The organism is Paraglaciecola sp. 20A4 (assembly GCF_011378905.1).
GTDB lineage: Bacteria > Pseudomonadota > Gammaproteobacteria > Enterobacterales > Alteromonadaceae > Paraglaciecola.
The window spans coordinates 33,296-56,427 of record NZ_WTPY01000013.1; the positions used below are offsets into that span (position 1 = coordinate 33,296).

Sequence of the window (23,132 nt, forward strand, 5' to 3'; positions counted from 1 at the left end):
GTTCTGGCTGTTGATAAACAATCAATGCGCTTGATATGTATCCTAAAAAGGTGTCTGTATACGCTATAGTAAATAAGCTAAATATTAAGCCAATCAACAAAACGTCCATGCTAGAAACCTGCCAGCACAGGAAAATTTCTGTGCTCCATAAGATTTGGGATCTGCAATAAAGTAGTAAGATAACGCGTCAACGATTCGTATTGAGCTAAATTTGTCATCGCTAGTTAGCTTCCAAGTAAAAGACTCAAATGATAAAATCAGCCTATCAAACCATTCGATACCATCATCTTAAGGATGTGGCTATTTTGTCATTATCATTTTTTATGCGTACTATTTTCACGTCTTTTACCCCGAATAAGGTGGAGCATTTTGGCTATACATTTAATAACAACTGAACAAACAGACAACCCGAACGACTCGTCTCTTGTTGCTTCAATTAAAAAGCTTTGGCAAAAAATCGAAAAGAACCACAAAAAGAACCACACGAAGAAGAACAAAATAACGCATCTTTATCAACGTTTTCAGTCTCAAGTACTGCCACACGAGCAGAAGATGTGCACTGAAGTACAAGCCTTAATCGCCACCTTAATACCTTTCGTATCACGTAAATCTTTGAGCGAAACACACCGTGAGGCGCTATTGGGTTGGATTAATCAAGAGCTATATTTTATTGAGTCTAATCCCTTTGCCCAAAATATTGAGGTAGATAATTTACGAGACGCACTGCAACAACAGTTATTAATCTTAGCGCAAAGAAACCCTTTTGAAGAAAATGCTGAAAATCTGCAAGCGTTAGCGATGATGTTAGAAGATTTATTTAGTGGTGAGCTAAAGCTAAGCGACGAGGAGCTCAGTAACGTTGCTAGAAATCCTGACGATTTACAGCAGTATATAGATCGCATGCACAAGCAGTTGCAAGAAGAGCATAAATCTACTGAATACGACAGTAATGACGATGAGTGGCAGGACGAACCATTTGACCACGCTGATCCAAATAGCCGAAGCAAACGTGAGCAACTCGCGCTAGATAAGTTGTTTAAACGTAGTGAGTTGAACAAAATTTATAAACGTTTAGCGGCCAAGTTTCATCCTGATAAAGAAATGGATGACGCTAAAAAAGCCGAAAAGCATGATCTGATGCAGCAACTCTCAGCAGCACGAAAAGCTAATGATGCCTTCACCTTATTATCAATGTATCAACAACATTGCGACGATACAGACTTCAATTTTGACGAAGCTACTATGCAAGCAATAGAGAAACTACTGCGCCAACGCATTCACCTTTTAGAGCGTGAAAACCATCAGCTGTCATCACCCGACACCGCAGAGGGCATGGTGTGGCAACAATTATCTGGTCGTAGCAAAAAAGCTACCGCTCATAACATTGAATCATTGATTAGTGAACGACAAGAAATTACTGATAACTGTCGGGCAATGGTTAATGACATCACTAATCTAAAGATTCTTAAGGAGTATTTGAACGAACGACTCGATAACATTCCGCCTTTGGAAACAGACTTCGATATTTTTAGTTTTGAATATTAAAATTAATCAAAAAAAGTTCGTAAAGGCAAGTAGTACGCGCTATTGAAGTAACGCCTACTACTTATGTTACATTCGTTTTTGAATAGTAAAAGATGGCCCGTTAAAACCCTTATTTTGCTTGTTTCGAGAATCAAATCACTGAAATATCCACTTCAATATTGCCGCGTGTCGCGTTTGAGTAAGGACAAACTTGGTGTGCTTTGTCGACTAAGGCTCGGGCTTGGGCTTTGTCCATATCCCCGACTGATACCGCTAATTTCACGGCAATACCAAAACCGTTTTCGATACCGCCAATTGATACTTCAGCGTTAATATATACGTTGCTGGGCAAGGCTATTTTAGCTTGGCCCGCCACAACTTTAAGCGCACCGATAAAGCACGCAGCGTAGCCAGCAGCAAACAATTGCTCTGGGTTAGTCCCCTGCCCGTCATCACCCCCTAAACCTTTGGGCGTTGATAATTGCACATCCAAGCGACCGTCGTCTGATTTTGCTGAGCCTTCACGACCGCCTGTGGCCGTTGCTTTTGCTGTGTAGGCGACATTCTTTAATACATTCATAGGATTCTCCAAAGTAGGATTATTCGGGTTTAAGCCTGAAATTTATTTTGCATGCAAAACAATAAACCTTATAAATATGAATTGCAAATATTTTGCATGCAAATTATTATGTTTCCAGAGGTCAATTATGTCGTTTGAAAAGTTACAGTTAAAAAATCAGCTATGTCATCGCTTATACATGGCATCTAATAATATCGCCCGGGCATATCGTGAACCTTTGATGGCTTTGAATCTAACTTACCCACAATACGTGGTAATGATGGCATTATGGGAAAAAGACGGGATCAGCATTGCCGAGCTTATTGAGCAAACCGCTATCGATGGTGGCGCTATGACGCAAATTTTGAAAAAAATGACTGATAAAAACCTGCTTCGTATTATTAAAAATGAGCATGACAAACGTAAGCGCGTAATAAAACTCAGTGAATCAGGCCAAGCATTAAAGCTTAAAGCCACAGATATTCCAGACAAGGTGTTATGTCAGTTTCCATCAATCACGCCTTCACAGGGCAAACAGCTAATGGACTTGCTTGATTTGGTTGTGGCGCCGACTTCTAGACAGCGTTAGCCTAAATGAATTTCATTCATCTAAATCTACCGAATTAAATTTAAGTGATAAAAATCAGTGAGTAATGAGGTTACACTCAAGATCTATTTTGATTTTTGGCGAGTAAGTTTACTGTGCAACAAGCATTAACGTATTTGGGCACCCTTGACGACGTGGTGCAACGCTACCCATGGAAAATTGAAATGGGTCAGCAGCAATTTAATCAAATGTTGATCCGTAAAGCGCTATTGGGCGAAAAGGTCATCATTAATGACGGATATCTGTTAAATCATCCTTTTGCACGTCACGCTTTGCTCAATCCCACCTCTTCCCCACTCAAAGCCCTAATAGAGGCAAATTTTGTACAGATCATGTCGCGCAGTGGCTCACTGTTAGATGTGGCTGAGAAAATGTCAGCCCAAGGTGTTGAGAGTTTTCAAGCCCTGCAAAAAAGTTCTGAGTGGCCTGCACTACAAACAATGCTAAAGCAGTGGGAGCCTGGTTTACAACGCATAGAAAACTTCATCCCGTGGCCGAAAAAGCACATCAGTCACGGGTTCGACAATATGTTGTGCCGCAGTCGTGAACTGTCAGTTGACACATTGGGAATGACAGCAGTAAGTGATGATGACTTTCAAAGAGTATTTGATTTATATACATTGAAGAATGTCTCTGACAAAGAAGCTACTCGCACTCGTTGGGAGCAAGCTTGCTTACAAGTGCTGAGCGATTCACCTGATGCCGTCACAAAAATCAACGAACTAATGGGACTGGCCTGTGAAGCGTATCACTATAATTTTGCAGTCTGTCTAAGCGCGCAATTTAGCCAACGTAAGATATTAGTTGAAACACGTTATAGCCACGCTTTTGCCGATTTAATTCAGCTAGGGCAGCCCACAGAATCTGAATTAATTGATATACCGTCAATTCAAATACCACAAAAACTGACTTTTGACCGCCCTCAGCTATGGAAAGAATTGGTCGACCCTTTTAGTGAGGTAGCGGGCGTACAAAAAGAATATCAGGATGTAATGGAGCAGTTCTTCGCTGGGCAAGTAAACGCAAAGCTAGTTGAAGAGGTTTCATTAAAATACTCTAAAGCCTTGTCGATACATTTTGAAAATGACGAGCAAGATGGTGGCATTAAAAAGGTTGCATTGAGCATCGGCTTTTTGGGCTTAGGTTTAGTGGCCGGCGGGCCGGTTACTGCAGGCTTACTATGGCTTGCTGAAAACAGCTTGCTGCCCACCGTTACTCGGGTGTTTAAGCTGCGTGATAAAGGTTTTTTCAAAAAACTAACACCGAACCAGCCGCTAGATCTCTCGCATCAAAATACCTTAAGTTCTGTGTCTATATCCTTGCCACTAGCAGAAAAATTAGCCAAAGATATTCCTGATTTTGCTTAAGTTTATTGGAGGCATGATTTTTACTTACCATGCCCCCAAACAATTTAGATTGGCTGGATGCCTGATTGACGTTCAACATTGAGGATCTCAATCAACGCATCGAACGCGCGTTGGGGCTCAGTATGGCGACATATTTTTACCGCTGGGTTATTCCCACCAATGTGGGTAATACCGAAAGTGGCTGGATTGTAATGTGCACGCGCCTTGCCTGCTTCCGTGATTTTGGGCATGCTGGTGTCTGTCCATTTATCCCCTGATTTTACTTCACTAAATTCCACCCAGACTGATTGTAACTCTCCTTGGCATAGCTCAGGTTCTACGACCACTAGCGCTGCAAGTACATCCCAGAAATAATATTCTTCTGACTCGATAAACCAGTCATTATCATCTAGCACTTTATCCCAAAACTTAGCGGCTGGTGTTCTGACTGCACGTTTAAACCGTTTGGCGTATTCAGGCGTCACTTTCACTTGATTGGTTAAGTCTAACCCAACCACTTCAACGGCTAAATTGGAGGCAAAAACCTGCTCTGCGGCTACTGCATCCACGTAAATATTCCATTCTGCTTTTTTGTTAGGATGGTCTCCAGTAAAACCCGGCACAATAATATTGCCAGGGGCATCAAAGCCGCCGCCCATCATCACAAGTCGCGATACTTTAGGCATATCTTGTGGGTATTTATGCAACCACTGTGCGATATTGGTTAAGCTGCCGGCACTGAGTAATACCACTTGCTCATCTTGTTGGCTAAGCAGGTGATGAATAAGCTCTACAGAGTCCATGTCAGTGGGTTGGCGATTTGTTTTTGGTACCGGTACACCCGAGAGCGTATCAGCTTGCTGACGCCATGGGCCGGGAAAGGCAAAGTATCCATCTATCGGGTAATGATCGCCGCAAGCAAAAGGCACGTCAGGTGAGTTTGACAGCGCAAGCAGTCCCGGAATATTCACCATATTTTCAGCGCAGTGTCCTTCACCTACGCCGTTTGATGTCACGCCAAGCAATTCAATGTCTGGGTGATTCGCCACCACTAACATAGCCGACCAATCGTCGATCCCCATGTCAGTATCGTAAATGACCTTTTCGGCTGATACGGAAGAACAAAAAATAGCAAAAATAACTGCAAGTGACGCGTTTGATACGCGGGTAAAACGTTGGAACATCTCAATACCAGTAACAATTTATAGAGGGGGCGGGAATGTAGCAAAAAAAACGCCACTATTCCCATAAAAAACAAGCCGTTAAATTAAAGGCTTTGCACCATGCATAAAATACAAGCCATGGGACTTATGCACCAAGGAATCAAAACTTGCACCAAAAAAAAACCTAAACCACTTTCATATTGCATGGTTTAGGTTTTTAATTCACTTTGCGTTTTGCAACGTGTCACCCGATTTATCAGCTAAGCACATTTAGCCAATGAACGGGGTACTTAGGCTACTTACTTAGATGCATATCTGTGATGTAAATACGGTTACCTTGCCCTCCGCCAACCCCAAAGATGGCGATTTGGGTAAGCTTAGACAGGTTTAGCGGTACATCCGCTAAATTAATGGTCACATCATTCCAGTTGCCGCTCACCGTAAGTGGGATTTTATGTTCAGCCCCATCCACGATAAAGTCTAAGGTGTATTCAGAGAATCCACCTTGGGCAGCAATTTTGAAGTTGAGCGTCTGATACTGCGCAACGTCAATGCTGTACTGCTGCACATCACCGTAAATATCCCCCATTAAGGCCAGTACCGCGCCCCAACTGCTCGAGCCGCGCACTAACTCAAATGCGTTTAGCCCGTTATACATTACGTCAGGGGTGAAGCTGGTCCCGGTAGACCATTCACCAATAGTCATATTACCGTTATGAGCAGAGTCGTCACCATCAAACACCATATCGCTGGTTTCACCTGTTGATGAGAAGAATACAAACTTGTCATCCGAGCTGTCTTTGCTATTGGTAGCGACTTTACCTGTGTCGTACATCACAAGGTCGGTAATGTACAGGCTTTGGCTCGCTGAGCCTCCTTGATACACACCAAATACCGCAATTTGGCTAATATTAGCTAAATCCACTCCATACATGCCAAGATCAATATCGATATCGTTCCAATCAGCTTGGCTTGATAGCGCAAACCCTACTTCTTGGACTGATTCACCATCACCGATTTTAGACACGATAGACACGGCATATCGCTCAAACGCACCTTGTGACGCTGCTTTAAAGCGCAGGTTCGTGTATTGACTGAAATCAACGTCGTAGTTATCGATATTCACGCCATCAGAAATATCGCCTTGCAAAGCCAGTACCGCGCCCCAAGACCCACCAGCAGCCAAACGAAGTCCATTTAGACCAGCGTATTGGGTATTTGATATCGCGGTGCCTGTGCTCCACTCACCAAATATGACATTACCTACGTCGCTAAAATTATCGTCATCGACAATCAAGTCACTGCTTACAGCTGCATCTGATGAGATGAACACGAAGTCGTTCTCAGTACTCGTATCAAACTCAAGCGCTGCATTTTTTATCAACGAAAAGTCAGTCACATAAATCTGTGAAACACCCGCTTGACCACCAATGCCATATACGGCAATCCAATCGACCTTCGACATATTCAGTGGAATGTCAGCAGTATTAAGGGCCAAACTCTGCCAGGTACTTATTGATTCATTGACCGGTAGCGCGATTTCTTTGCTCACGCCATTGGCCGATATAGCAACCTTATAGCCACCAGCAAAATTACCTGTGGTAGCCAACTTCAACTCAATACGATTGAACAAGCTAAAGTCGCCGTTAATACCGTTTTGAAAGGCGAGCACTGTGCCCCAGTTGCCTTGCTCTGGTGAATTTGAGCTAGAGGTTAATTCCCAGCCAAGCAAGCTATCAAACATCACGTCGCTCTGAATCGTGGTACCTGTGCTCCACTCACCGACTGTGCTTGGCACAAAGTCGATATCGGTTGCTTGAGTCGACGAAATCAACACGAACGCTTGCTCAGTAACTGGTTCACCGTCGCCACCACCTGCTGGTGCGACTTGCACCACACTAACGTCATCGATTTGCACTACGCCAGTGTCAGCACCAAGGTCGAAGAACACTCTGCTATTGTCATCACCGAAACCATTAGTGGTTAACGTGTAGGTATAGCTCTGCCAATCAGTGGTCAGCCCAACGGTTTCAGTGACGTTGGTCCACGGATCGTGGTTTAAACCAAGTCCGACTAACATATCGCGTACTTTTGACGCTTTGGCTTTGAAAGTCACCGTGTAAGTAGCGCCTGAAGTCAAGGTCATTACCTGACTTAGGTTGACATCCCATGGGTTACCAGCCATCGCAATATCGGCTTGAAACACATGATTGCCATCAGCAGAAGTTGTATCTTCCACCACGCTTACATCACCAATCCAGCCTTCGCTGCCGTTTTCAAAAGAGCCGTTTGCGACGATCTCATCACCCACGATTGGGTCAGTGCCACCGCCGTTGCCGTTATCGCCACCGTCTCCGTCGTCACCTCCGCCTGTACCATCGTCTTCGCCTTGCAAAAATTGCATGTTGTCGACACGGAAGACTGCTCCTTCTCCTTGCCCCCAATCAGGGAATATCATCACTACATCGATTCCGTTCAGGCCAAGGCCAGCCTGTTTTAGCGCTGCAATGTCAATAGAGTAGTGCTGCCACTGAGCTGTGGGTGTTGCTAGGGTCACAACTGCCTCAGTAGTCGCGCCGCCCTGCTCTACTTTTAAGTTCCACGAGGCAGATGTATTAGCACTTGGGGTGACTAATTTGAGGTCAAACTCCAAGGTGCCATTTGCTTCAATGGGCGATGCATAAAATGGGCTAGGGGCATCAGCAAAGTTTGTGTTAAAACCAAGTACTGTTGGCGTAGCACCCACCGTAAATTCAATTACCTGTGATTGGGCTGCATCATCAAAAACAACACTCGGGGTTGAACCACCGCAACAGTCCCATGCTGGCCACTGAGGGTTAATAACATCAGCGAAGATCAGCAAGTCCCGCGCGATGCCGTCAGACTCAGGTACAGGAATGGGCGCCGCGCCGGTTATTAATGTTCCGCCATTTTCAACTGACTCATCGTAACCATTATTCACAGTGGCACAGCCTAGGCCGTTGCTAGGCGAATTAGCACATTCGTAAACCCGCACATAATCAACAACGAAGCGATTGCTACCATCAAATGCTGAGGCATCTACTCCGCCTTGGTTAACCACTTCTGGCCAAGCACCGCCGACTGCAAAGTTGAGCAATAAATGAAAACGCTCGTCAAAAGGGGCGTTATTCCATAAGGTTTCGCCACTTTGCTCGGTGTACCAACCTCGATGAGCTAAACCATTCGCATCACCGTTGCTGTTATAGCTAAGTGTTGATTTACGCTGTGTTTCGTAGAGCACGCCATCCACGTACCAACGCATTTCGCCCTCTTCCCATTCTAAGGCATAAATATGGAAATCATCCGCTGGGTTTGCGCCATCTGGCAACAAGTAGCTTTGGCCTGAGTTATCGTTATTTGGCCAACTTTGACCATAGTGAAGTGTACCGTGAAAATTCGATTCAACGTTATCTGTAACGTCATCTAACGGTACGCCTAAATTAACCGCCTCAAAAATATCGATTTCACCCGAGTGCGGCCAACCACCGTAAATATTGTCGGTAGGTAGCATCCAAATAGCAGGCCATGCCCCTTGGCCAGATGGAGCCTTAGCGCGAATTTCAAAGCGGCCGTATGTCCAGTCACCTTGGTTTTTAGAGATTAAACGAGCTGAACTGTATGGCAATGCTTGATTAGACTCGGCCTTGGCCACTATGTTTAGCAGGCCATTTTCTACAAAAGAGTTGTCGCTATTTGCGGTATAGCATTGTTTCTCATTGTTGCCGCCACCGTCGCAATTCACTTCGTGGGTCCACTTACTTTGATCTATCGATGTGCCACTGAACTCGTCGCTCCAGACTAAATTCCAGCCTTCAGGCACACTTACATCGTCACCATTGGTGAAGCGAATATTATCGAAATACACAGTATTATTTTGGGTACGAGTATCGAAATCAAAATCAGGGAAGATAATGATTTGGTCGATATCTATGGTTTCAAATAATCCTATATAACCAGTGAAATCAAAGGTGAGCTCTTCCCATTGGTTTATTTTCGTATTGGCGACTTTTATCTCGCCTTGGGCGCCGCCATTAGCAATCGCGAACTTAACACCCACATCACTGACAACACTCTTGTACACCATCATTTTAACGATACTGTTGCTTGCATCTAAAGTGAATGGGGTCATTTGCCCGTGCTGTATTTCTGTGCCTACCCATGGCGCACCTGCAACTTTTGCGGTGATTTTAGCCACGATACTTGAATCGTTAATACCAGAGGTATCAGGGTTAGCAACGAACTCAAGGGGGGCATTATCGTCATTCTCGAATACGTTCCAGCTTAAACCAGCGCCAAATCCTGTTGATTCAAAATCGAATGTTGTAAGGTTGCTCGAACCGCCGCCATTGTCACCCCCACCACTTTCATTTTTTAACACCACACTGACATCATCGATGTAAACCGCACCCACTTGGGCACCTAAGTCGAAAAACACCCGACTATTGTCATCACCAAACCCCGTAGTGGTTAAGGTGTAGGTAAACGTTTGCCAAGTGGTCGTTAAAGCTGTGGTTTGCACGGTATTCGTCCAAGGATCGTGATTTAGCCCTAAACCAACGATAATGTTACGCGCCACCGATGCTTTCGCTTTGAAAGTTAGCTCGTAAGTTTCATCTGGTACCAAGGTCATTACTTGACTGAGATTTACGTCCCAAGGGTTACCTGCAACCGCAACATCAGCCACAAATACATTATTGCCATTGTCAGAGATAACATTCACTGCGCCTATCCAGTTATCAGTGCCACTAGTGAAGCCACCATTAGCGACCAAGTCACCTTCAGGTGGAGGGTTTTGTCCGCCATCTCCGCCACCACTGCCGTTGTCGCCGCCATCACTTCCGTCGTCGCCCGTGCTACCAAAGAAACGGATGTTGTCGAAGTAGACTGTGTTGTCTTGTGCACGAGTAGAAAAATCAAAGTCGGGGAAAACGATCACTTGATCGATATCGATGGTTTCCACTAAGCCAATATAAGCACTGAAATCAAAGGTGAGTTCTTCCCATTCATTGACCTTAGTATTAGCCACTTTTATTTCGCCTTGGGCGCCGCCACTAGCAATTGCGAACTTCACGCCTACGTCGCTGACAACACTCTTGTAGACCATCATTTTAACGATGCTATTGCTTTCATCTAACGTGAACGGGCTAATTTGGCCATGCTGAATCTCTGTACCTACCCAAGGTGCACCAGCAACGTGCGCGGTAATTTTAGCCACGGTTGACGAGTTATTAATACCTGACGTATCTGGGTTAGGTACAAATTCCAGTGGTGGGTTATCGCTATTTTCAAACACATTCCAGTTCAGCGCGGCGCCTAAGCCATTTGGTTCGAAATCAAATGCAGGTAAGTTACTTTCCACTTCACCGTTGTTCGGATCATCACTTGGTGTTTGCAAAATACTGATATTATCAACACGGAAGACTGCTCCTTCACCTTGGCCCCAATCAGGAAACAGCATCACTATATCAATACCATTTAAATTTAAACCCGCGTCACTTAGGGTTTTTAGCGGGATTGAATAATGTTGCCAAGTTTCAGTTGGCGTGGCGATACTCACTTGCGCTGCACTTACGGCACTGCCCTGCTCTACCTTCACATTCCACCCAGCAGCACTATTGTTTGGCGGTGTGACAAGCTTTACATCAAACTCAAGTACGCCAGTCTCGTATAGAGGTGAGGCATCAAATGGACTCGGATTGCTCGCTTCATTGGTATTAAATCCCAACACGGTTGGCGCGCCGCCCACCGTAAATTCAATAACCTGTGATTGACTATCATCATCAAATACAACATTTGGGTTAGTACCGCCACAACAGTCCCACGCAGGCCAAGCAGCGGTCATTTCATCCTCGAAAATCACTAGGTCTCTTGCCACGCCGTCAGATGGCACAGTCGGTGCGGGTGCAGCACCATTAACCAATGTGCCCCCTTCAGATTTAGGCGCTAAGTAGTTGTCAGTTACCGTTGCACAACCTTCCCCCGTACTAGGCGAAACCGAACATTCAAACACACGCACGTAATCCACATCGAAGCTGTTTTGCCCATCAAAAGCACTGGCATCTATGCCACCTTGATTCACTGCTTCAGGCCAGCTTCCGCCGACTGCGAAATTAAGCAACAAGTGAAAGCGCTCATCAAACGGAGCGTTGTTCAATAGGTTCTCTCCGTCTTGTTCGGTAAACCAGCCTTTGTGCGTTAAGCCATCTGCTTGACCGTCAGTGTTATAGCTCACCTCTGATTTCAATTGAGTTTGGTACAATACGCCATCTACATACCAACGTATTTCTCCTTCTTGCCATTCAACCGCGTACACATGAAAATCATCCGCTGGGTTTTCCCCATCCGGCAGGGTATAGCTTTGCCCTGTATAAGAATTATTCGGCCAACTTTTGCCATAATGTAGTGTGCCATGCACATTTTTTTCAACTGAATCTTGACCGTCATCTAGAGGAACTCCCAAATTAACCGCTTCAAAGATGTCAATTTCACCAGAATGTGGCCAACCGCCATAGACGTTGTCGGTAGGTAACATCCATATTGCTGGCCATGCACCTTGCCCTGATGGTGCTTTGGCGCGTATTTCAAAACGGCCGTATGTCCAGTCGCCTTTTTCTTTGCTGATCAGGCGCGCTGAACTGTAAGGTAGTGCTTGATCCGATTCAGGTTTAGCAACAATTTTCAGTACACCATTTTCAAGATAGGCATTATCGCTGCTGTTTGTGTAACACTGCTTCTCGTTGTTACCACCGCCGTCACAGTTAACTTCGTGAGTCCACTTTGTGTCATCAATCACGTCGCCACTAAATTCATCTTGCCAAACTAGCGTCCAGCCCGAGTTACTGTCGACTAATGGGCAGCCCGTCTCATCAACTGCTATTCCCTCGGGCGTGGCCGGACATAAGTCACTGTCATCGTTGACGCCGTCATCGTCAGCATCTAACGTGGCATTGCTTTGAATGGATAAATCAAATGTGAGTTTAGTGCGCCGCTCATATTCGAATCTAACATTTACCGATATCGACGCACCGGGTGCTATTTCGTCTAATAGAAAGTTGAAATAAGGCACACCATTGTCTGTTTGTCCGTCAGCGTCTTTGATATTCAAGCTGGCGTTTTCAATGAGTACCCTAAAAGGACCATTAATAGTTTCCGCGCTGCTGTTAGTAGCTTTGACTTGCACTACGTATGCGCCTTCACCGCGCACATATCGGGCGCTGGATTGGGACACACTTATGGTATTGTCTAACGGACTCCACTGAGCGGATGCCGAACAAGACGCAAAGAGTAAAAGGGCACCGAGTACCCCGCTCATATCTTTTCTAATTTTCATTGGCTTATCTCAACAGTGGTTTGCTCGTTTAGAAATCTGGTTTGCAACGATTTACTGGAAAATGCTTGAGAGATTTTTTTACGACCCAACACACCCGCACAGCCCAGTAGTAAAAATGCTAAAGTTGATGGTTCAGGCACATCTGTCACCGCTTCTTCTAGGGCAGTAAAGCTAATAGATACTGAAGATTGATTATCATCAACAGCAAAACCGTCGAACATATAAAACGATAGCGACCAGTCTTGATTAACGTAACTGCTCAGCTGAGATGCTTGTATCGCTAATGATTCAGTCAAGCTCTGCATAGACATAATGGGCATGGAGAATAACTCCACATAGTCAAAATCTTGATTAAAAAGACTGATAGAAAACTCGTCATCGAATGTCGAGTCAATCAGGGTGGTGTCGACACTAAAATTAATATTTAAAAGATAATCAACGCCACTGATTAATGACAACCCTTGCGATAGTTCGGCTTCAAAATCAACCGTATCGTTGACACTTAAGGTTGCGGCACAATTACCTGGCGAGCCACTAACCGAGACATTACCAAATTGATCCCAGTCACTGACGTTACAGGAATTAGAAAAATTGCCCCCTGTTAACAAAGTAGCCATTGCTTGGTTAGAGGTCAGCAAAATACTGGTGGCGAGAGCGATGTGTTTAATGGTTTTCTTCATGTGTTTCTCCTAGACTTATTTCTTGTGATCTGCCCTGTACAAGCGCATTTTTAATATCGACTACTTATTAAACTAGGCTGGTCGAATCCGGCGTCCTGCCAATCACAGGATGTTTGGTAACACACGACAAGGCCCAAATATCATTTCGCTAATTTTCTATTTTAGTTAACTCCTGTGCACTTCATGCTTTCATCTCTAAACTTGCTTCATTCGTTAAGCGCTCATCATTATCATGAAAGCGCTTTCATTCTGTGATGTAGAGATAAACCTGTGTGAATAAATGAATACTCAGAGAGGTAAATAATTAACAGTTAGGAAACAACATATTTACAATAGCAAAGGCTTGACATTAATGAAAGCGCTTTCATTGATCTTTATTTGACCATTAAGCAAGCGCGTTTACGCATTTGGTATTGACTTGAACTGGCTGAAAATAGATAAAAATAATAAATAGAAGGTGTAATGATGTTGATTACTGAACGGAGATACATTCGTGCGGGAAGTGTTTTTTAAGTCACTATCTCAAACAAAAGTAGAGGGGAACAGAGCGCTGCAAAGCCTTGAATTTACTTTGCGCGGAGAGAATTAAATAAAGTGGATAAGAAAATTTTTAACGTAGAATGCGCTAGGCCTACCAACAAGAATGCAGGCCTAGCGCAATAATGAATTAAATTCTTTTATTTACGCTTACCCGACACTCGCGCCCATTCACCATCAATCTCGATAGGTTCCATATCGAAATCTTGGCTGTATAGATCATTTATGCCTTGGGCTTGCTCAGCTAAAATACCGGACAATACTAGCTTGCCACCTGATTTACAGTAAGCTGTAATCACCTCACGTAAGTCACGAAGTGGTCCGGCAAGAATATTGGCTAGCACGACATCGGCTTGCAGTTCAGGTTGATGCTGCGGTAAATATAGCTCAATTTTATTACCAATATGATTACGGTCAGCATTGGTCTGGCTCGATTGCAATGCTTGGGGGTCTATGTCGATACCCACTACCCGCTCAGCGCCTAATTTAATTGCTGCGATACCTAAGATGCCAGAACCACAGCCAAAATCGACAACTAGCTTATTCGTTAGCTCTAGGGCATCTAACCAACGAAGGCATAAAGCGGTTGTGGGGTGCGTTCCGGTCCCAAATGCTAAACCAGGATCGAGCATAACGTTAACCGCTGATGGGTCAGGTACGTCACGCCAGCTTGGGCAAATCCATAAACGCTCGCCAAAACGCATCGGGTGAAAGTTATCCATCCATTCTCGTTCCCAGTCTTTATCTTCTAACTGGTCGAGTTTATGTGGAAAATTAGCCCCTAACACTTTTGATTTACTGAGCCTGGAAACCACCCCATCCATATCGTGATCGGCTTCATACAAGCCAACCACTTGAGTTTCAGGCCACAACATCACCTCACCTGGTTTCGGCTCATACATGGGTGTGTCTTTCGCGTCAACAAAGGTAACAGCTTGGGCACCATTGGCACTTAGCATATCGCCGACTTGTTCAGCATCTTTGGCTTGTGTATCGATAATGAGTTGGATCCAAGGCATAGCAGGTCTTATCAAATGGCAAAGAAGCCAGTATAACATTAGTTATTTATTGGATTCTGCGTAAACTAATGCCTTAGCGCAGTTACATGAACTTTTATCCTAGTAAATGCGTTCTTATGCTTATCTTTTTGGTAATATCGGAGCTACTTTGTCTTCATCACGCGACTTGACTCGCCCGCCCGTTCACAGGGTGTTGGCTAAACTCACCTTACCTATGATCCTTGGCATCATTGCTGTGTTATCTGTATCATTAATTGATACCTACTTTGTTAGCCAACTCGGTACAGAACATCTTGCTGCCTTGTCGTTTAGCTTTCCAGTTACCATGAGTATATCTAGCTTGGCAATTGGCTTAGGCGTTGGCGCGGCTTCCGCCGTATCGCGCGCAGTCGGATCGAATAATACAGAGCACGCAAAACGCTTGTCTACTGACAGTCTACTGCTGGGTATAGCCGTAGTCTTGGTGGTTGCCGTGGTCGGTTATCTTAACGTTAAACCGCTACTCAGTTTGTTAGGTGCCTCATCAGAAGTACTAGAGCTAGGCGCACGCTATATGCGTATTTGGTTTATTTCAGTGCCCTTTTTGGTGGTACCCATGATTGCCAATGCCTTAATACGTTCCGTTGGAGATGCTTTTTGGCCAAGCTTAGTGATGATTGGCTCAGCGGCCATTAATATTATCTCTACGCCAATTTTAATATTCGGCTGGGGCGTTATACCAGCCTTCAATATTGAAGGCGCAGCATTAGGTACTCTCTTTGCTCAGGTACTCACTTTATTTGCTTCATTAGCTATTCTCATAATCCGCGAGAAGTTAATAAGCTTTCATCTTGCCAGTAAAGAAGAGCTCTTGGCTTCATGGCGTTCGCTGCTCTCAATAGCGGTACCTGCAGCCGCTGGCAATATGGTCAATCCACTGTGTATCGCCATTGTTACTGCCCTTATCGCTTCGTTTGGAGAAAAATCCGTTGCGGCTTTTGGTTTAGCGACGCGAATTGAATTTTTTGCTGTCATTCCTATGCTCGCGTTATCTTCAGCCATAGGTCCGCTGGCAGGACAAAATTGGGGAGCAAATAAAATAAGCCGTATCATCGACGGATTAAAAATAAGCTATTGGGTTTGTATCGCTTGGACAGGGATGTTAAGTATTTTTCTGTGGTTCTGGGCCCCCGCTATCATCTCAGGATTCTCGTCTGATCCAGCGGTCACCGATGAAGCGCTTTTATATCTGCGTATCATACCCCTCAGTGTCTGGGGTTACGGTATTGTCATTGTCGCAGCGGCTGCTTTTAATTCGATTGGTAAGGCGAAAGTTGGCTTAGGCTATTATGTTATTCGCTCGGCATTATTCTATGTGCCTTTGTCATGGATAGGAGCAATGTATGCCAAGGTAGCTTACGTCTTTATTGGTATAGCATTAGCCAACGTGGTGTCTGGCGTTGTGATAGCGGCCTACTCGATATGGTGGTTAAAGCGCACAGCGACGAAGAGCGCACAAATATAAAATAAAAAAGAGCGCCGAAGCGCTCTTTAAAAATCATCTCTATAAAGAAGAAACTAGTGACCGCCTAGGCCCAATTTCTTTTCAAGATAATGAATGTTAGCACCACCAGCGGCGAAGGCCTCATCAGCCATAATACGCTGCTGCAGTGGGATATTCGTTTTAATCCCTTCAATAACCAACTCACCCAATGCATGACGCATGCGGGCAATCGCCACATCACGGGTTTCGCCGTAAGTGATCAATTTACCGATCATGGAATCATAGTTAGGCGGCACGGTATAACCCGCATAAATATGCGAATCCCAGCGCACACCTAAACCACCAGGAGAATGAAACATATTGATTTTACCTGGGCTTGGAATAAAGGTGTCAGGATCTTCTGCATTAATACGACATTCAATCGCATGACCACGCACGTGCACTTGATCTTGGGTAATAGATAATTTTTGACCATCGGCGATACGCAGTTGCTCTTTAATCAAATCGATGCCTGTTATCATTTCTGATACAGGGTGCTCAACTTGAATACGCGTATTCATCTCGATGAAATAGAACTCGTCGTTTTCAAATAAGAACTCAAACGTCCCCGCTCCGCGATAATTTATATCAACGCAGGCTTGGCAACAACGCGCGCCAATTCGAGCACGCATCTCTTCGGTAATACCAGGTGCTGGCGCTTCTTCAACAACTTTTTGATGACGGCGCTGCATAGAACAATCGCGCTCGCCTAAGTGAATCGCATTCCCTTGCCCGTCAGCCAATATTTGAATTTCAACGTGGCGTGGGTTCTCAAGGAATTTTTCCATGTACACAACGTCATTATTGAATGCTGCACCAGCCTCGCCTTTTGTCGCCGCAATGGAGGAGATTAATTCTTCTTCGTTGCGAACAACACGCATACCACGACCACCGCCGCCGCCTGCAGCTTTAACGATTATCGGGTACCCGATACGCTTAGCAATTTCTTTATTACGCTCTTCGTTGTCATCTAAAGGCCCATCAGACCCAGGAACACAAGGAACACCAGCGGCTTTCATTGATTTAATCGCTGACACTTTGTCACCCATTAAACTAATGGTTTCGGCTCTTGGTCCAATAAAGATAAAACCACTGCGTTCAACCGCTTCGGCAAAATCTGCACTTTCTGCAAGAAAACCGTAGCCAGGGTGAATAGCAACAGAATTAGTAATTTCTGCAGCAGCAATAATACGTGGAATATTTAAATAGCTTTCGGTTGCAGATGCTTTACCAATACAAATGGTTTCATCAGCCAAAAGCACATGTTTCAAACTTTCATCAGCGGTGGAGTGCACTGCAACTGTCTTGATGCCCAATTCTTTACAGGCACGCAAGATGCGAAGTGCTATTTCACCGCGATTGGCAATCAGTACTTTATCAAGCATTATCAGTAACCTGCTTATTCAATGATGAATAGGGGTTGATCGAATTCAACCGGCTCTTGGTTGTCGACTAAAATCTCTTTGATCACGCCAGATTTATCTGACTCAATCTGGTTCATCATTTTCATTGCTTCAATAATACACAAGGTGTCGCCTGCTTTGACACTTTGACCGACTTCAGCAAATGCTTTCGAGCCAGGAGAAGATGAACGGTAGAACGTACCTACCATGGGTGATTTAACACGATGTCCACTGGTTTCAGCTACAACAGGAACCGCTTCAACTACAGGCGCAGCTATTGGAGCAGCATGATGTACAGGAGCAGAATATTGCACTTGAGCTGCCGGTTGGCCGCTGCGATGAATGCGTACAGATTCTTCACCTTCAGTAATTTCAAGCTCAGAAATACCTGATTCTTCAACTAACTCGATGAGTTTCTTTATTTTACGTATATCCATGATGTTATCTCTTTTTGATTTGTATACATAAGCGACCGGCGGCAAACCGACCACGGCAACTAATTAGGTTTATTATTTATATGTTGTTGTGCGGCGCTTAAAGCAAAAGCATAGCCTTGTTCACCCATACCACAAATAACGCCTAGCGCTACATCAGACAAATAAGAATGATGGCGAAAAGGCTCTCGGGCATGAACATTTGATAAGTGCACTTCGATAAACGGAATCGATACGCTTAGCAACGCGTCACGTAAGGCAACACTCGTATGCGTAAACGCACCAGGGTTGATAATAATGAAGTCAACTTTTTGATAAGCACCGTGGATCGCATCAATTAACACATGCTCAGCGTTAGATTGAACATGGCTCATAGCAATGTTCAATTCGCCAGCACGTACTTGTAGCGTGTCCACAATGTCTTGTAGGCTGCGTGAACCGTAAACTTCTGGCTCACGTTTACCCAACATATTTAGGTTGGGTCCATTAATTAATAAAACGTTCAAGAATAAGCCGCTATCTTCGTTAAAATAAGAATTATCTGTCATTATTAGCAAATAAGTATCTGTTTGGCGACTAATTTCGCCTAAATTTTCTACTTATGGCACTCAATTGAGGCCATTATAGAGCTAACTTACAAATTAGCAGCAAAATACTGGTCTTATCAGCGAAGATTGCCCCCAAGTTTGCGTATTTTATCCGAGTAATAGGTATATTTTTACGTACATTGACGCCGGGGCGATATCAAGGTCAAATGTCACTATGAACTACATTGCACATATTCACCTCGCCAAACATACGCATACCAGCTTAGTCGGTAATTTTCTGGGGGATTTTATAAAGGGTAGCGCGTTAGATAATTTACCTTTGAACCTGCAACATGGCATTCGCTTACACCGTCATATCGATGTATTTACTGACTCACATCCAATTGTGCTCGGATTAAAACGTGACTTTCCTAAATCGATACGTCGTTATGCAGGGATAATCCTTGACGTATATTTTGATCATTTATTGATACAGCATTGGAAACAGTTTTCTAGTCCAGAGCTTAGTCAGAATAAGCTGTTCAGTGAATTTTATCGCGGCTTAGCGCAATTAGATTTGGATATTAGTCCGCAATTTTCACGGGTCAGAAGTGGTCTTTTGGATTATCAATGGCTAGCGGATTATCGCGAGTTAAGCGCATGTTTACGTGCGATGCATGCCATAGAGAATCGTTTCTCACGCAAACTCGAGTTCGCAGAGCAAGCCATTGCCTATATCGCCGCAAACGAGTTACAGTTAAAACAGTCTTTTTTACATTTTTATCCTGATTTACTTGGGCACAGCGAGCTGTTTGTCAGTAAACTTGAAAGATAGATCACATTTCACGTTCGAGGTACCTTGTGTCAGTTAAAGAAATCAATCATCCCTTGGTTCAACATAAATTAGGCTTAATGCGCGAAGCCGGTATCAGTAGTAAAAATTTTAGAGAGCTTGCCAGTGAAGTCGGTAACTTACTAACCTATGAAGCAACGCGAGAACTAGAAACGGAAACGGTCGAAATAAACGGCTGGAACGATGAGCCTATTAAGGTAAAAAAAATCAAAGGTAAAAAAATCACTATTGTGCCTATTTTACGTGCAGGCCTTGGCATGTTAGACGGCGTAATGCAGCTTATTCCTAATGCTAAGGTCAGTGTTGTTGGCCTATATCGTGATGAAGAAACGCTACAGCCAGTGGCTTACTTTGACAAGGTGGTGAAAGATGTAGATGAACGCACCGCACTGATTGTTGACCCAATGCTCGCTACAGGTGGCACACTCATCGCGACGATTGATTTGCTTAAACAAAAAGGCTGTCAGCATATAATGGGTTTATTCTTAGTCGCTGCCCCTGAGGGTATTAGAGCGGTTATGAGCAAGCATCCCGATGTAGATATTTATACCGCAGCAGTGGACGAGAAACTTAATGAGCAAGGTTATATTTTACCGGGCTTAGGCGATGCGGGCGATAAAATATTTGGTACCCGTTAAGTACTAACGTTTACAGGTCTTAAAGCATGTCCAGTCTAAGGTAATGGCGTGTTGTCATTACCTGTTTATTCGTAAGCTTTTTTTATAATGTATCGGTTAGCCATTCTAGTGTTTGTTTGATAACTCGCTCGTCAAAATGACTTTTTGGGTTGTACGCATCGAAGATATGATCTGCGCCTTGCAGCACTCGCGCTTCAGCAAGTGTGGATGAGGTTAATGGGAATAAGATTTTCTCAATAGGTTTTACATAGTCCTCACTGCCTCGAATTGATAGCAATGGCTCCTTATAAGCGCTTAAATTTTGATAAATATCGTAGCCCATCATCCCTAAAACATGTTCTTTAGTGACCGTCAGCGTTTCCCATGTTGGCACTTTCACTTCACCTGTCTCAAGTACTTGCCGCATTTGCGCTGCTGACAAGATACTTTGTCCTACCAGCGACGGGTCGCCAGCACTAGACCAGAGTACAACACTGTTAATATCTGCGGGATGTAAACCCATCAATCTTATCGTGGTAGAGCCACCTAAGCTGAAGCCAACCACACCTGTTGGTTGAACACTGTACTGCTGGCGCAAAAACGCAAGCCCTGTCTCGGCGTCTGTAACGCGAGAAGCAAATGTGCTGGTCAACCGATAGCCAGTACTTTCACGTTCGCTCTCTCCGCGTATGTTGATTCTAAGAGATGCGATATGACGCTCAGCTAACTGCGCCGCTAAGCGTTTATACATATCACCCACTTCATTCATGTTCCCTGCCCAGCCGTGTATTAACAATACACTGCCTTTAGTCTCGCCCACAGCTGGTGTGTGCGTAGCCATTAGTGAATTGTCCAAGGTAATGACTCGTTCGGTCGTTCCTTGGGCGCCGAAACATACACAGATTAAACACACAACGGCACTTAATCGTCTAAGTAATAGGCTGCTAAATGAGGTCTTTATGCATATGCCGTGATTAATCATACTTTTTGTCCTTATTCTTACAGTAGTGGCCAAGCTTGCTTTCTATAAAACATTATTCACATGACCAGCAAATGCGGGAGCCTGCATAAAGCCCGTTACCCTTGAACCACTTATCTCGTTGCCCTGGGTATCAAAGAATAAAATCGTCGGTAACCCCAAAATGGCAAAATGATCTTGAAACGCAATATTGGTCGCAGTGTTATCTGTTAAATCTATTTGCATCCACACTGTATTACCAAGCGCATTAACCACATCCGCATCTGGAAACGTATACTTTTCGAACTCTTTGCATGCCACGCACCAGTCTGCGTATAAATCGACCATGACGGTTTTACCCTGCGCATTGGCAGCAGCCAATTTTTGCTCGAAGTCGTTTAAATCTTTAACCACGTCAAAAGTGGGATGACTCTGTTGAACCTGATTATGAACAGCGGATGTTTGTGAGAACAGTACCTGATAACCGTACATGGCCGATGCGAATAACCCCACAAAAATCACCAGTGCGCGCGCGCCTTTGGCAAAACTAACTTGGCTAGCTTGATTCATCACAAAGAAATAACTAAACGTGACTAAACCTAATATTGCCCATGCAATATCTGTTACAACGTGACTCACTAAGCGCTCTACGAACATTAATGCCACCGCCAACATCATAAACCCAAAGGTGACTTTGACTATGTTCATCCATGCACCTGCTTTGGGGAGCAGTTTGCCACCGGTAATACCAAATAAAATTAACGGTATGCCCATGCCCAAACTTAATGCATATAACGCACTGAACCCCAGTAGCAGGTCTCCGCTTTGTGCAATGTACAATAAGATCCCCGTCAGCGGTGCGGTGGTGCAAGGTGATGCAACAAGACCCGATATAGCGCCCATAAGCAACACCCCAAAATAGCTGCCGCTTTTTTGTTTATTGCTCATACCGTTAAGCTTTTCTTGCCATCGAGATGGTAACTGCAATTCGTAGGCACCAAACATCACCAGAGCTAGCAGCACAAAAACAACGATTAATACGCCTAAAATTGCAGGGTGTTGTAATGCGGCTTGAAATTTAACCCCAGCCGATGCGACCACCAAGCCCAATAATGAGTAAGTTAATGCCATACCCTGTACATAAACAAACGAGAGAATAAAGGCTCTTGACGTGCTTATCCCTTTACCTTGGCCGATTACAATGCCAGATAGGATAGGGTACATGGGAAATACGCAAGGGGTGAATGCGAGACCGATCCCTAAAGCCAAGAAAATCAATAACACCCATACTAGGTTTTGTTCGCCGGTAAGTAAGTCAACTAATTCGAATTGCTGTGAGACAGACGTACTTGCTTCAGTTTTTTGAGCCTTAGCCTCTGACTGATCAGTTGTCACACCCCCGACGGCATTCAGATAAACCACTTGGGTCGTCGGGGGGTAGCATAACCCGGCTTCTGCACAGCCTTGATACCTGATTTTTACCACGGAATCATCTTCAGACTGTAATATCGGATAAGTTATAGATACACGATGATGATAGACCTCTTGGGGTTCATCGAAGAATTCATCTTCTTTCATCTCACCTTTGGGGAAAATGGGGTCTGCTAAAATGGCATTTTTTGCTACTGCTTTGAATTGTTGCTGATACAGGTAATATCCATCAGCCACGTCCCAAGTGACAACTAGTTCATCGTCGTTTTGCACGAAATCAAACACGAATGCCTGTTCAACTTTTAAAAATTCTGGCTCGTCGCTAAACAGAGAATCAAAGGAATTAGTCTGGGCTGTATTTACACATGACCACAGCAACATCAGCATAAACACTGAGAACGATTGGATTAACTTCATTTAAGACTACTTATCATCAGTACAACATTTGTAATATAGATTAAGGCAGCATGCTTAAGCACACATTAAGCCTTCCTTTTGGAACGACAATATAGACCTTATCACCCATCACTGTCTTTCAAAAAGACCATAATTAGACAAAGTTTATCATTAAGCGCGGGATCAAAGAGCGGTTGCCATACTT

16 protein-coding genes are annotated in these 23,132 nt (G+C 44.2%); 6 read left to right on the forward strand and 10 right to left on the reverse strand.

Annotation, left to right across the window (positions count from 1 at the left end; translation table 11 throughout):
* Positions 1–369: 369 nt before the first annotated feature.
* Positions 370–1,545: a J domain-containing protein gene (locus GQS54_RS13225; RefSeq protein ID WP_166424455.1), complete on the forward strand. Its 1,176-nt coding sequence runs from the start codon at positions 370–372 to the stop codon at positions 1,543–1,545.
* Positions 1,546–1,675: 130 nt separating this feature from the next.
* On the opposite strand, the gene GQS54_RS13230 is transcribed toward GQS54_RS13225, so the two are convergent.
* A complete protein-coding gene (locus GQS54_RS13230; protein ID WP_166424456.1) occupies positions 1,676–2,104 on the reverse strand; it encodes an organic hydroperoxide resistance protein in 429 nt (142 codons plus the stop codon).
* Positions 2,105–2,231: 127 nt separating this feature from the next.
* Between GQS54_RS13230 and GQS54_RS13235 the strand changes: the two genes are divergently transcribed.
* Positions 2,232–2,672: a MarR family transcriptional regulator gene (locus GQS54_RS13235; RefSeq protein ID WP_166424457.1), complete on the forward strand. Its 441-nt coding sequence runs from the start codon at positions 2,232–2,234 to the stop codon at positions 2,670–2,672.
* 113 nt (positions 2,673–2,785) lie between these two features.
* Positions 2,786–4,057 carry a hypothetical protein gene (locus tag GQS54_RS13240; RefSeq protein ID WP_166424458.1) on the forward strand — a complete coding sequence of 424 codons (1,272 nt, stop codon included), beginning with the start codon at positions 2,786–2,788 and terminating at the stop codon, positions 4,055–4,057.
* Positions 4,058–4,101: 44 nt separating this feature from the next.
* Here GQS54_RS13240 and GQS54_RS13245 read toward each other — a convergent pair whose 3' ends face one another.
* From GQS54_RS13245 to prmA, 4 genes are all read right to left on the reverse strand, one after another.
* Entirely contained in the window at positions 4,102–5,220 is a 1,119-nt protein-coding gene (locus GQS54_RS13245; protein WP_166424459.1) for a nucleoside hydrolase, read from the reverse strand.
* A gap of 274 nt (positions 5,221–5,494) precedes the next feature.
* Entirely contained in the window at positions 5,495–12,550 is a 7,056-nt protein-coding gene (locus GQS54_RS13250) for a family 16 glycosylhydrolase (RefSeq protein ID WP_166424460.1), read from the reverse strand.
* Positions 12,547–13,230, reverse strand: a complete 684-nt coding sequence (locus GQS54_RS13255; protein WP_166424461.1) for a PEP-CTERM sorting domain-containing protein — start codon at positions 13,228–13,230, stop codon at positions 12,547–12,549. The genes GQS54_RS13250 and GQS54_RS13255 overlap by 4 nt, the downstream gene beginning before the upstream one ends.
* Positions 13,231–13,907: 677 nt before the next feature.
* Complete coding sequence (prmA, locus tag GQS54_RS13260; RefSeq protein WP_166424462.1) at positions 13,908–14,786, reverse strand: 50S ribosomal protein L11 methyltransferase; 879 nt, start codon at positions 14,784–14,786, stop codon at positions 13,908–13,910.
* Between the two features lie 148 nt (positions 14,787–14,934).
* Between prmA and GQS54_RS13265 the strand changes: the two genes are divergently transcribed.
* Complete coding sequence (locus GQS54_RS13265) at positions 14,935–16,290, forward strand: MATE family efflux transporter (protein WP_166424463.1); 1,356 nt, start codon at positions 14,935–14,937, stop codon at positions 16,288–16,290.
* A gap of 53 nt (positions 16,291–16,343) precedes the next feature.
* Here GQS54_RS13265 and accC read toward each other — a convergent pair whose 3' ends face one another.
* The 3 genes from accC to aroQ are packed head-to-tail and all read right to left on the reverse strand — an operon-like array spanning position 16,344 to position 18,693.
* Positions 16,344–17,693, reverse strand: coding sequence for an acetyl-CoA carboxylase biotin carboxylase subunit (accC, locus tag GQS54_RS13270; RefSeq protein ID WP_166424464.1), 1,350 nt, complete (start codon positions 17,691–17,693; stop codon positions 16,344–16,346).
* A gap of 14 nt (positions 17,694–17,707) precedes the next feature.
* Positions 17,708–18,148, reverse strand: a complete 441-nt coding sequence (gene accB / locus GQS54_RS13275) for an acetyl-CoA carboxylase biotin carboxyl carrier protein (RefSeq protein ID WP_166424465.1) — start codon at positions 18,146–18,148, stop codon at positions 17,708–17,710.
* Positions 18,149–18,207: 59 nt separating this feature from the next.
* Entirely contained in the window at positions 18,208–18,693 is a 486-nt protein-coding gene (aroQ, locus tag GQS54_RS13280) for a type II 3-dehydroquinate dehydratase (RefSeq protein ID WP_166424466.1), read from the reverse strand.
* A 214-nt stretch (positions 18,694–18,907) separates the two neighbouring features.
* Between aroQ and GQS54_RS13285 the strand changes: the two genes are divergently transcribed.
* A complete protein-coding gene (locus GQS54_RS13285) occupies positions 18,908–19,507 on the forward strand; it encodes an ACP phosphodiesterase (protein WP_166424467.1) in 600 nt (199 codons plus the stop codon).
* 26 nt (positions 19,508–19,533) lie between these two features.
* Positions 19,534–20,163, forward strand: a complete 630-nt coding sequence (gene upp / locus GQS54_RS13290) for a uracil phosphoribosyltransferase (RefSeq protein WP_166424468.1) — start codon at positions 19,534–19,536, stop codon at positions 20,161–20,163.
* A gap of 82 nt (positions 20,164–20,245) precedes the next feature.
* On the opposite strand, the gene GQS54_RS13295 is transcribed toward upp, so the two are convergent.
* Together GQS54_RS13295 and GQS54_RS13300 are read right to left on the reverse strand one after the other, a co-directional pair.
* Positions 20,246–21,124, reverse strand: coding sequence for an alpha/beta fold hydrolase (locus GQS54_RS13295; RefSeq protein ID WP_166424469.1), 879 nt, complete (start codon positions 21,122–21,124; stop codon positions 20,246–20,248).
* A gap of 42 nt (positions 21,125–21,166) precedes the next feature.
* Positions 21,167–22,948, reverse strand: a complete 1,782-nt coding sequence (locus GQS54_RS13300) for a protein-disulfide reductase DsbD (RefSeq protein ID WP_166424470.1) — start codon at positions 22,946–22,948, stop codon at positions 21,167–21,169.
* Positions 22,949–23,132: the final 184 nt, after the last annotated feature.

What these genes read in the sequence shown, in the direction of transcription:
- GQS54_RS13230 (WP_166424456.1), bottom strand. Translation starts at nt 2,104, where the DNA reads ATGAATGTATTAAAGAATGTCGCCTACACAGCAAAAGCAACGGCCACA.
- GQS54_RS13235 (WP_166424457.1), top strand. Translation starts at nt 2,232, where the DNA reads ATGTCGTTTGAAAAGTTACAGTTAAAAAATCAGCTATGTCATCGCTTA.
- GQS54_RS13245 (WP_166424459.1), bottom strand. Translation starts at nt 5,220, where the DNA reads ATGTTCCAACGTTTTACCCGCGTATCAAACGCGTCACTTGCAGTTATT.
- GQS54_RS13250 (WP_166424460.1), bottom strand. Translation starts at nt 12,550, where the DNA reads ATGAAAATTAGAAAAGATATGAGCGGGGTACTCGGTGCCCTTTTACTC.
- GQS54_RS13255 (WP_166424461.1), bottom strand. Translation starts at nt 13,230, where the DNA reads ATGAAGAAAACCATTAAACACATCGCTCTCGCCACCAGTATTTTGCTG.
- prmA (WP_166424462.1), bottom strand. Translation starts at nt 14,786, where the DNA reads ATGCCTTGGATCCAACTCATTATCGATACACAAGCCAAAGATGCTGAA.
- accC (WP_166424464.1), bottom strand. Translation starts at nt 17,693, where the DNA reads ATGCTTGATAAAGTACTGATTGCCAATCGCGGTGAAATAGCACTTCGC.
- accB (WP_166424465.1), bottom strand. Translation starts at nt 18,148, where the DNA reads ATGGATATACGTAAAATAAAGAAACTCATCGAGTTAGTTGAAGAATCA.
- aroQ (WP_166424466.1), bottom strand. Translation starts at nt 18,693, where the DNA reads ATGACAGATAATTCTTATTTTAACGAAGATAGCGGCTTATTCTTGAAC.
- GQS54_RS13285 (WP_166424467.1), top strand. Translation starts at nt 18,908, where the DNA reads ATGAACTACATTGCACATATTCACCTCGCCAAACATACGCATACCAGC.
- GQS54_RS13295 (WP_166424469.1), bottom strand. Translation starts at nt 21,124, where the DNA reads ATGATTAATCACGGCATATGCATAAAGACCTCATTTAGCAGCCTATTA.
- GQS54_RS13300 (WP_166424470.1), bottom strand. Translation starts at nt 22,948, where the DNA reads ATGAAGTTAATCCAATCGTTCTCAGTGTTTATGCTGATGTTGCTGTGG.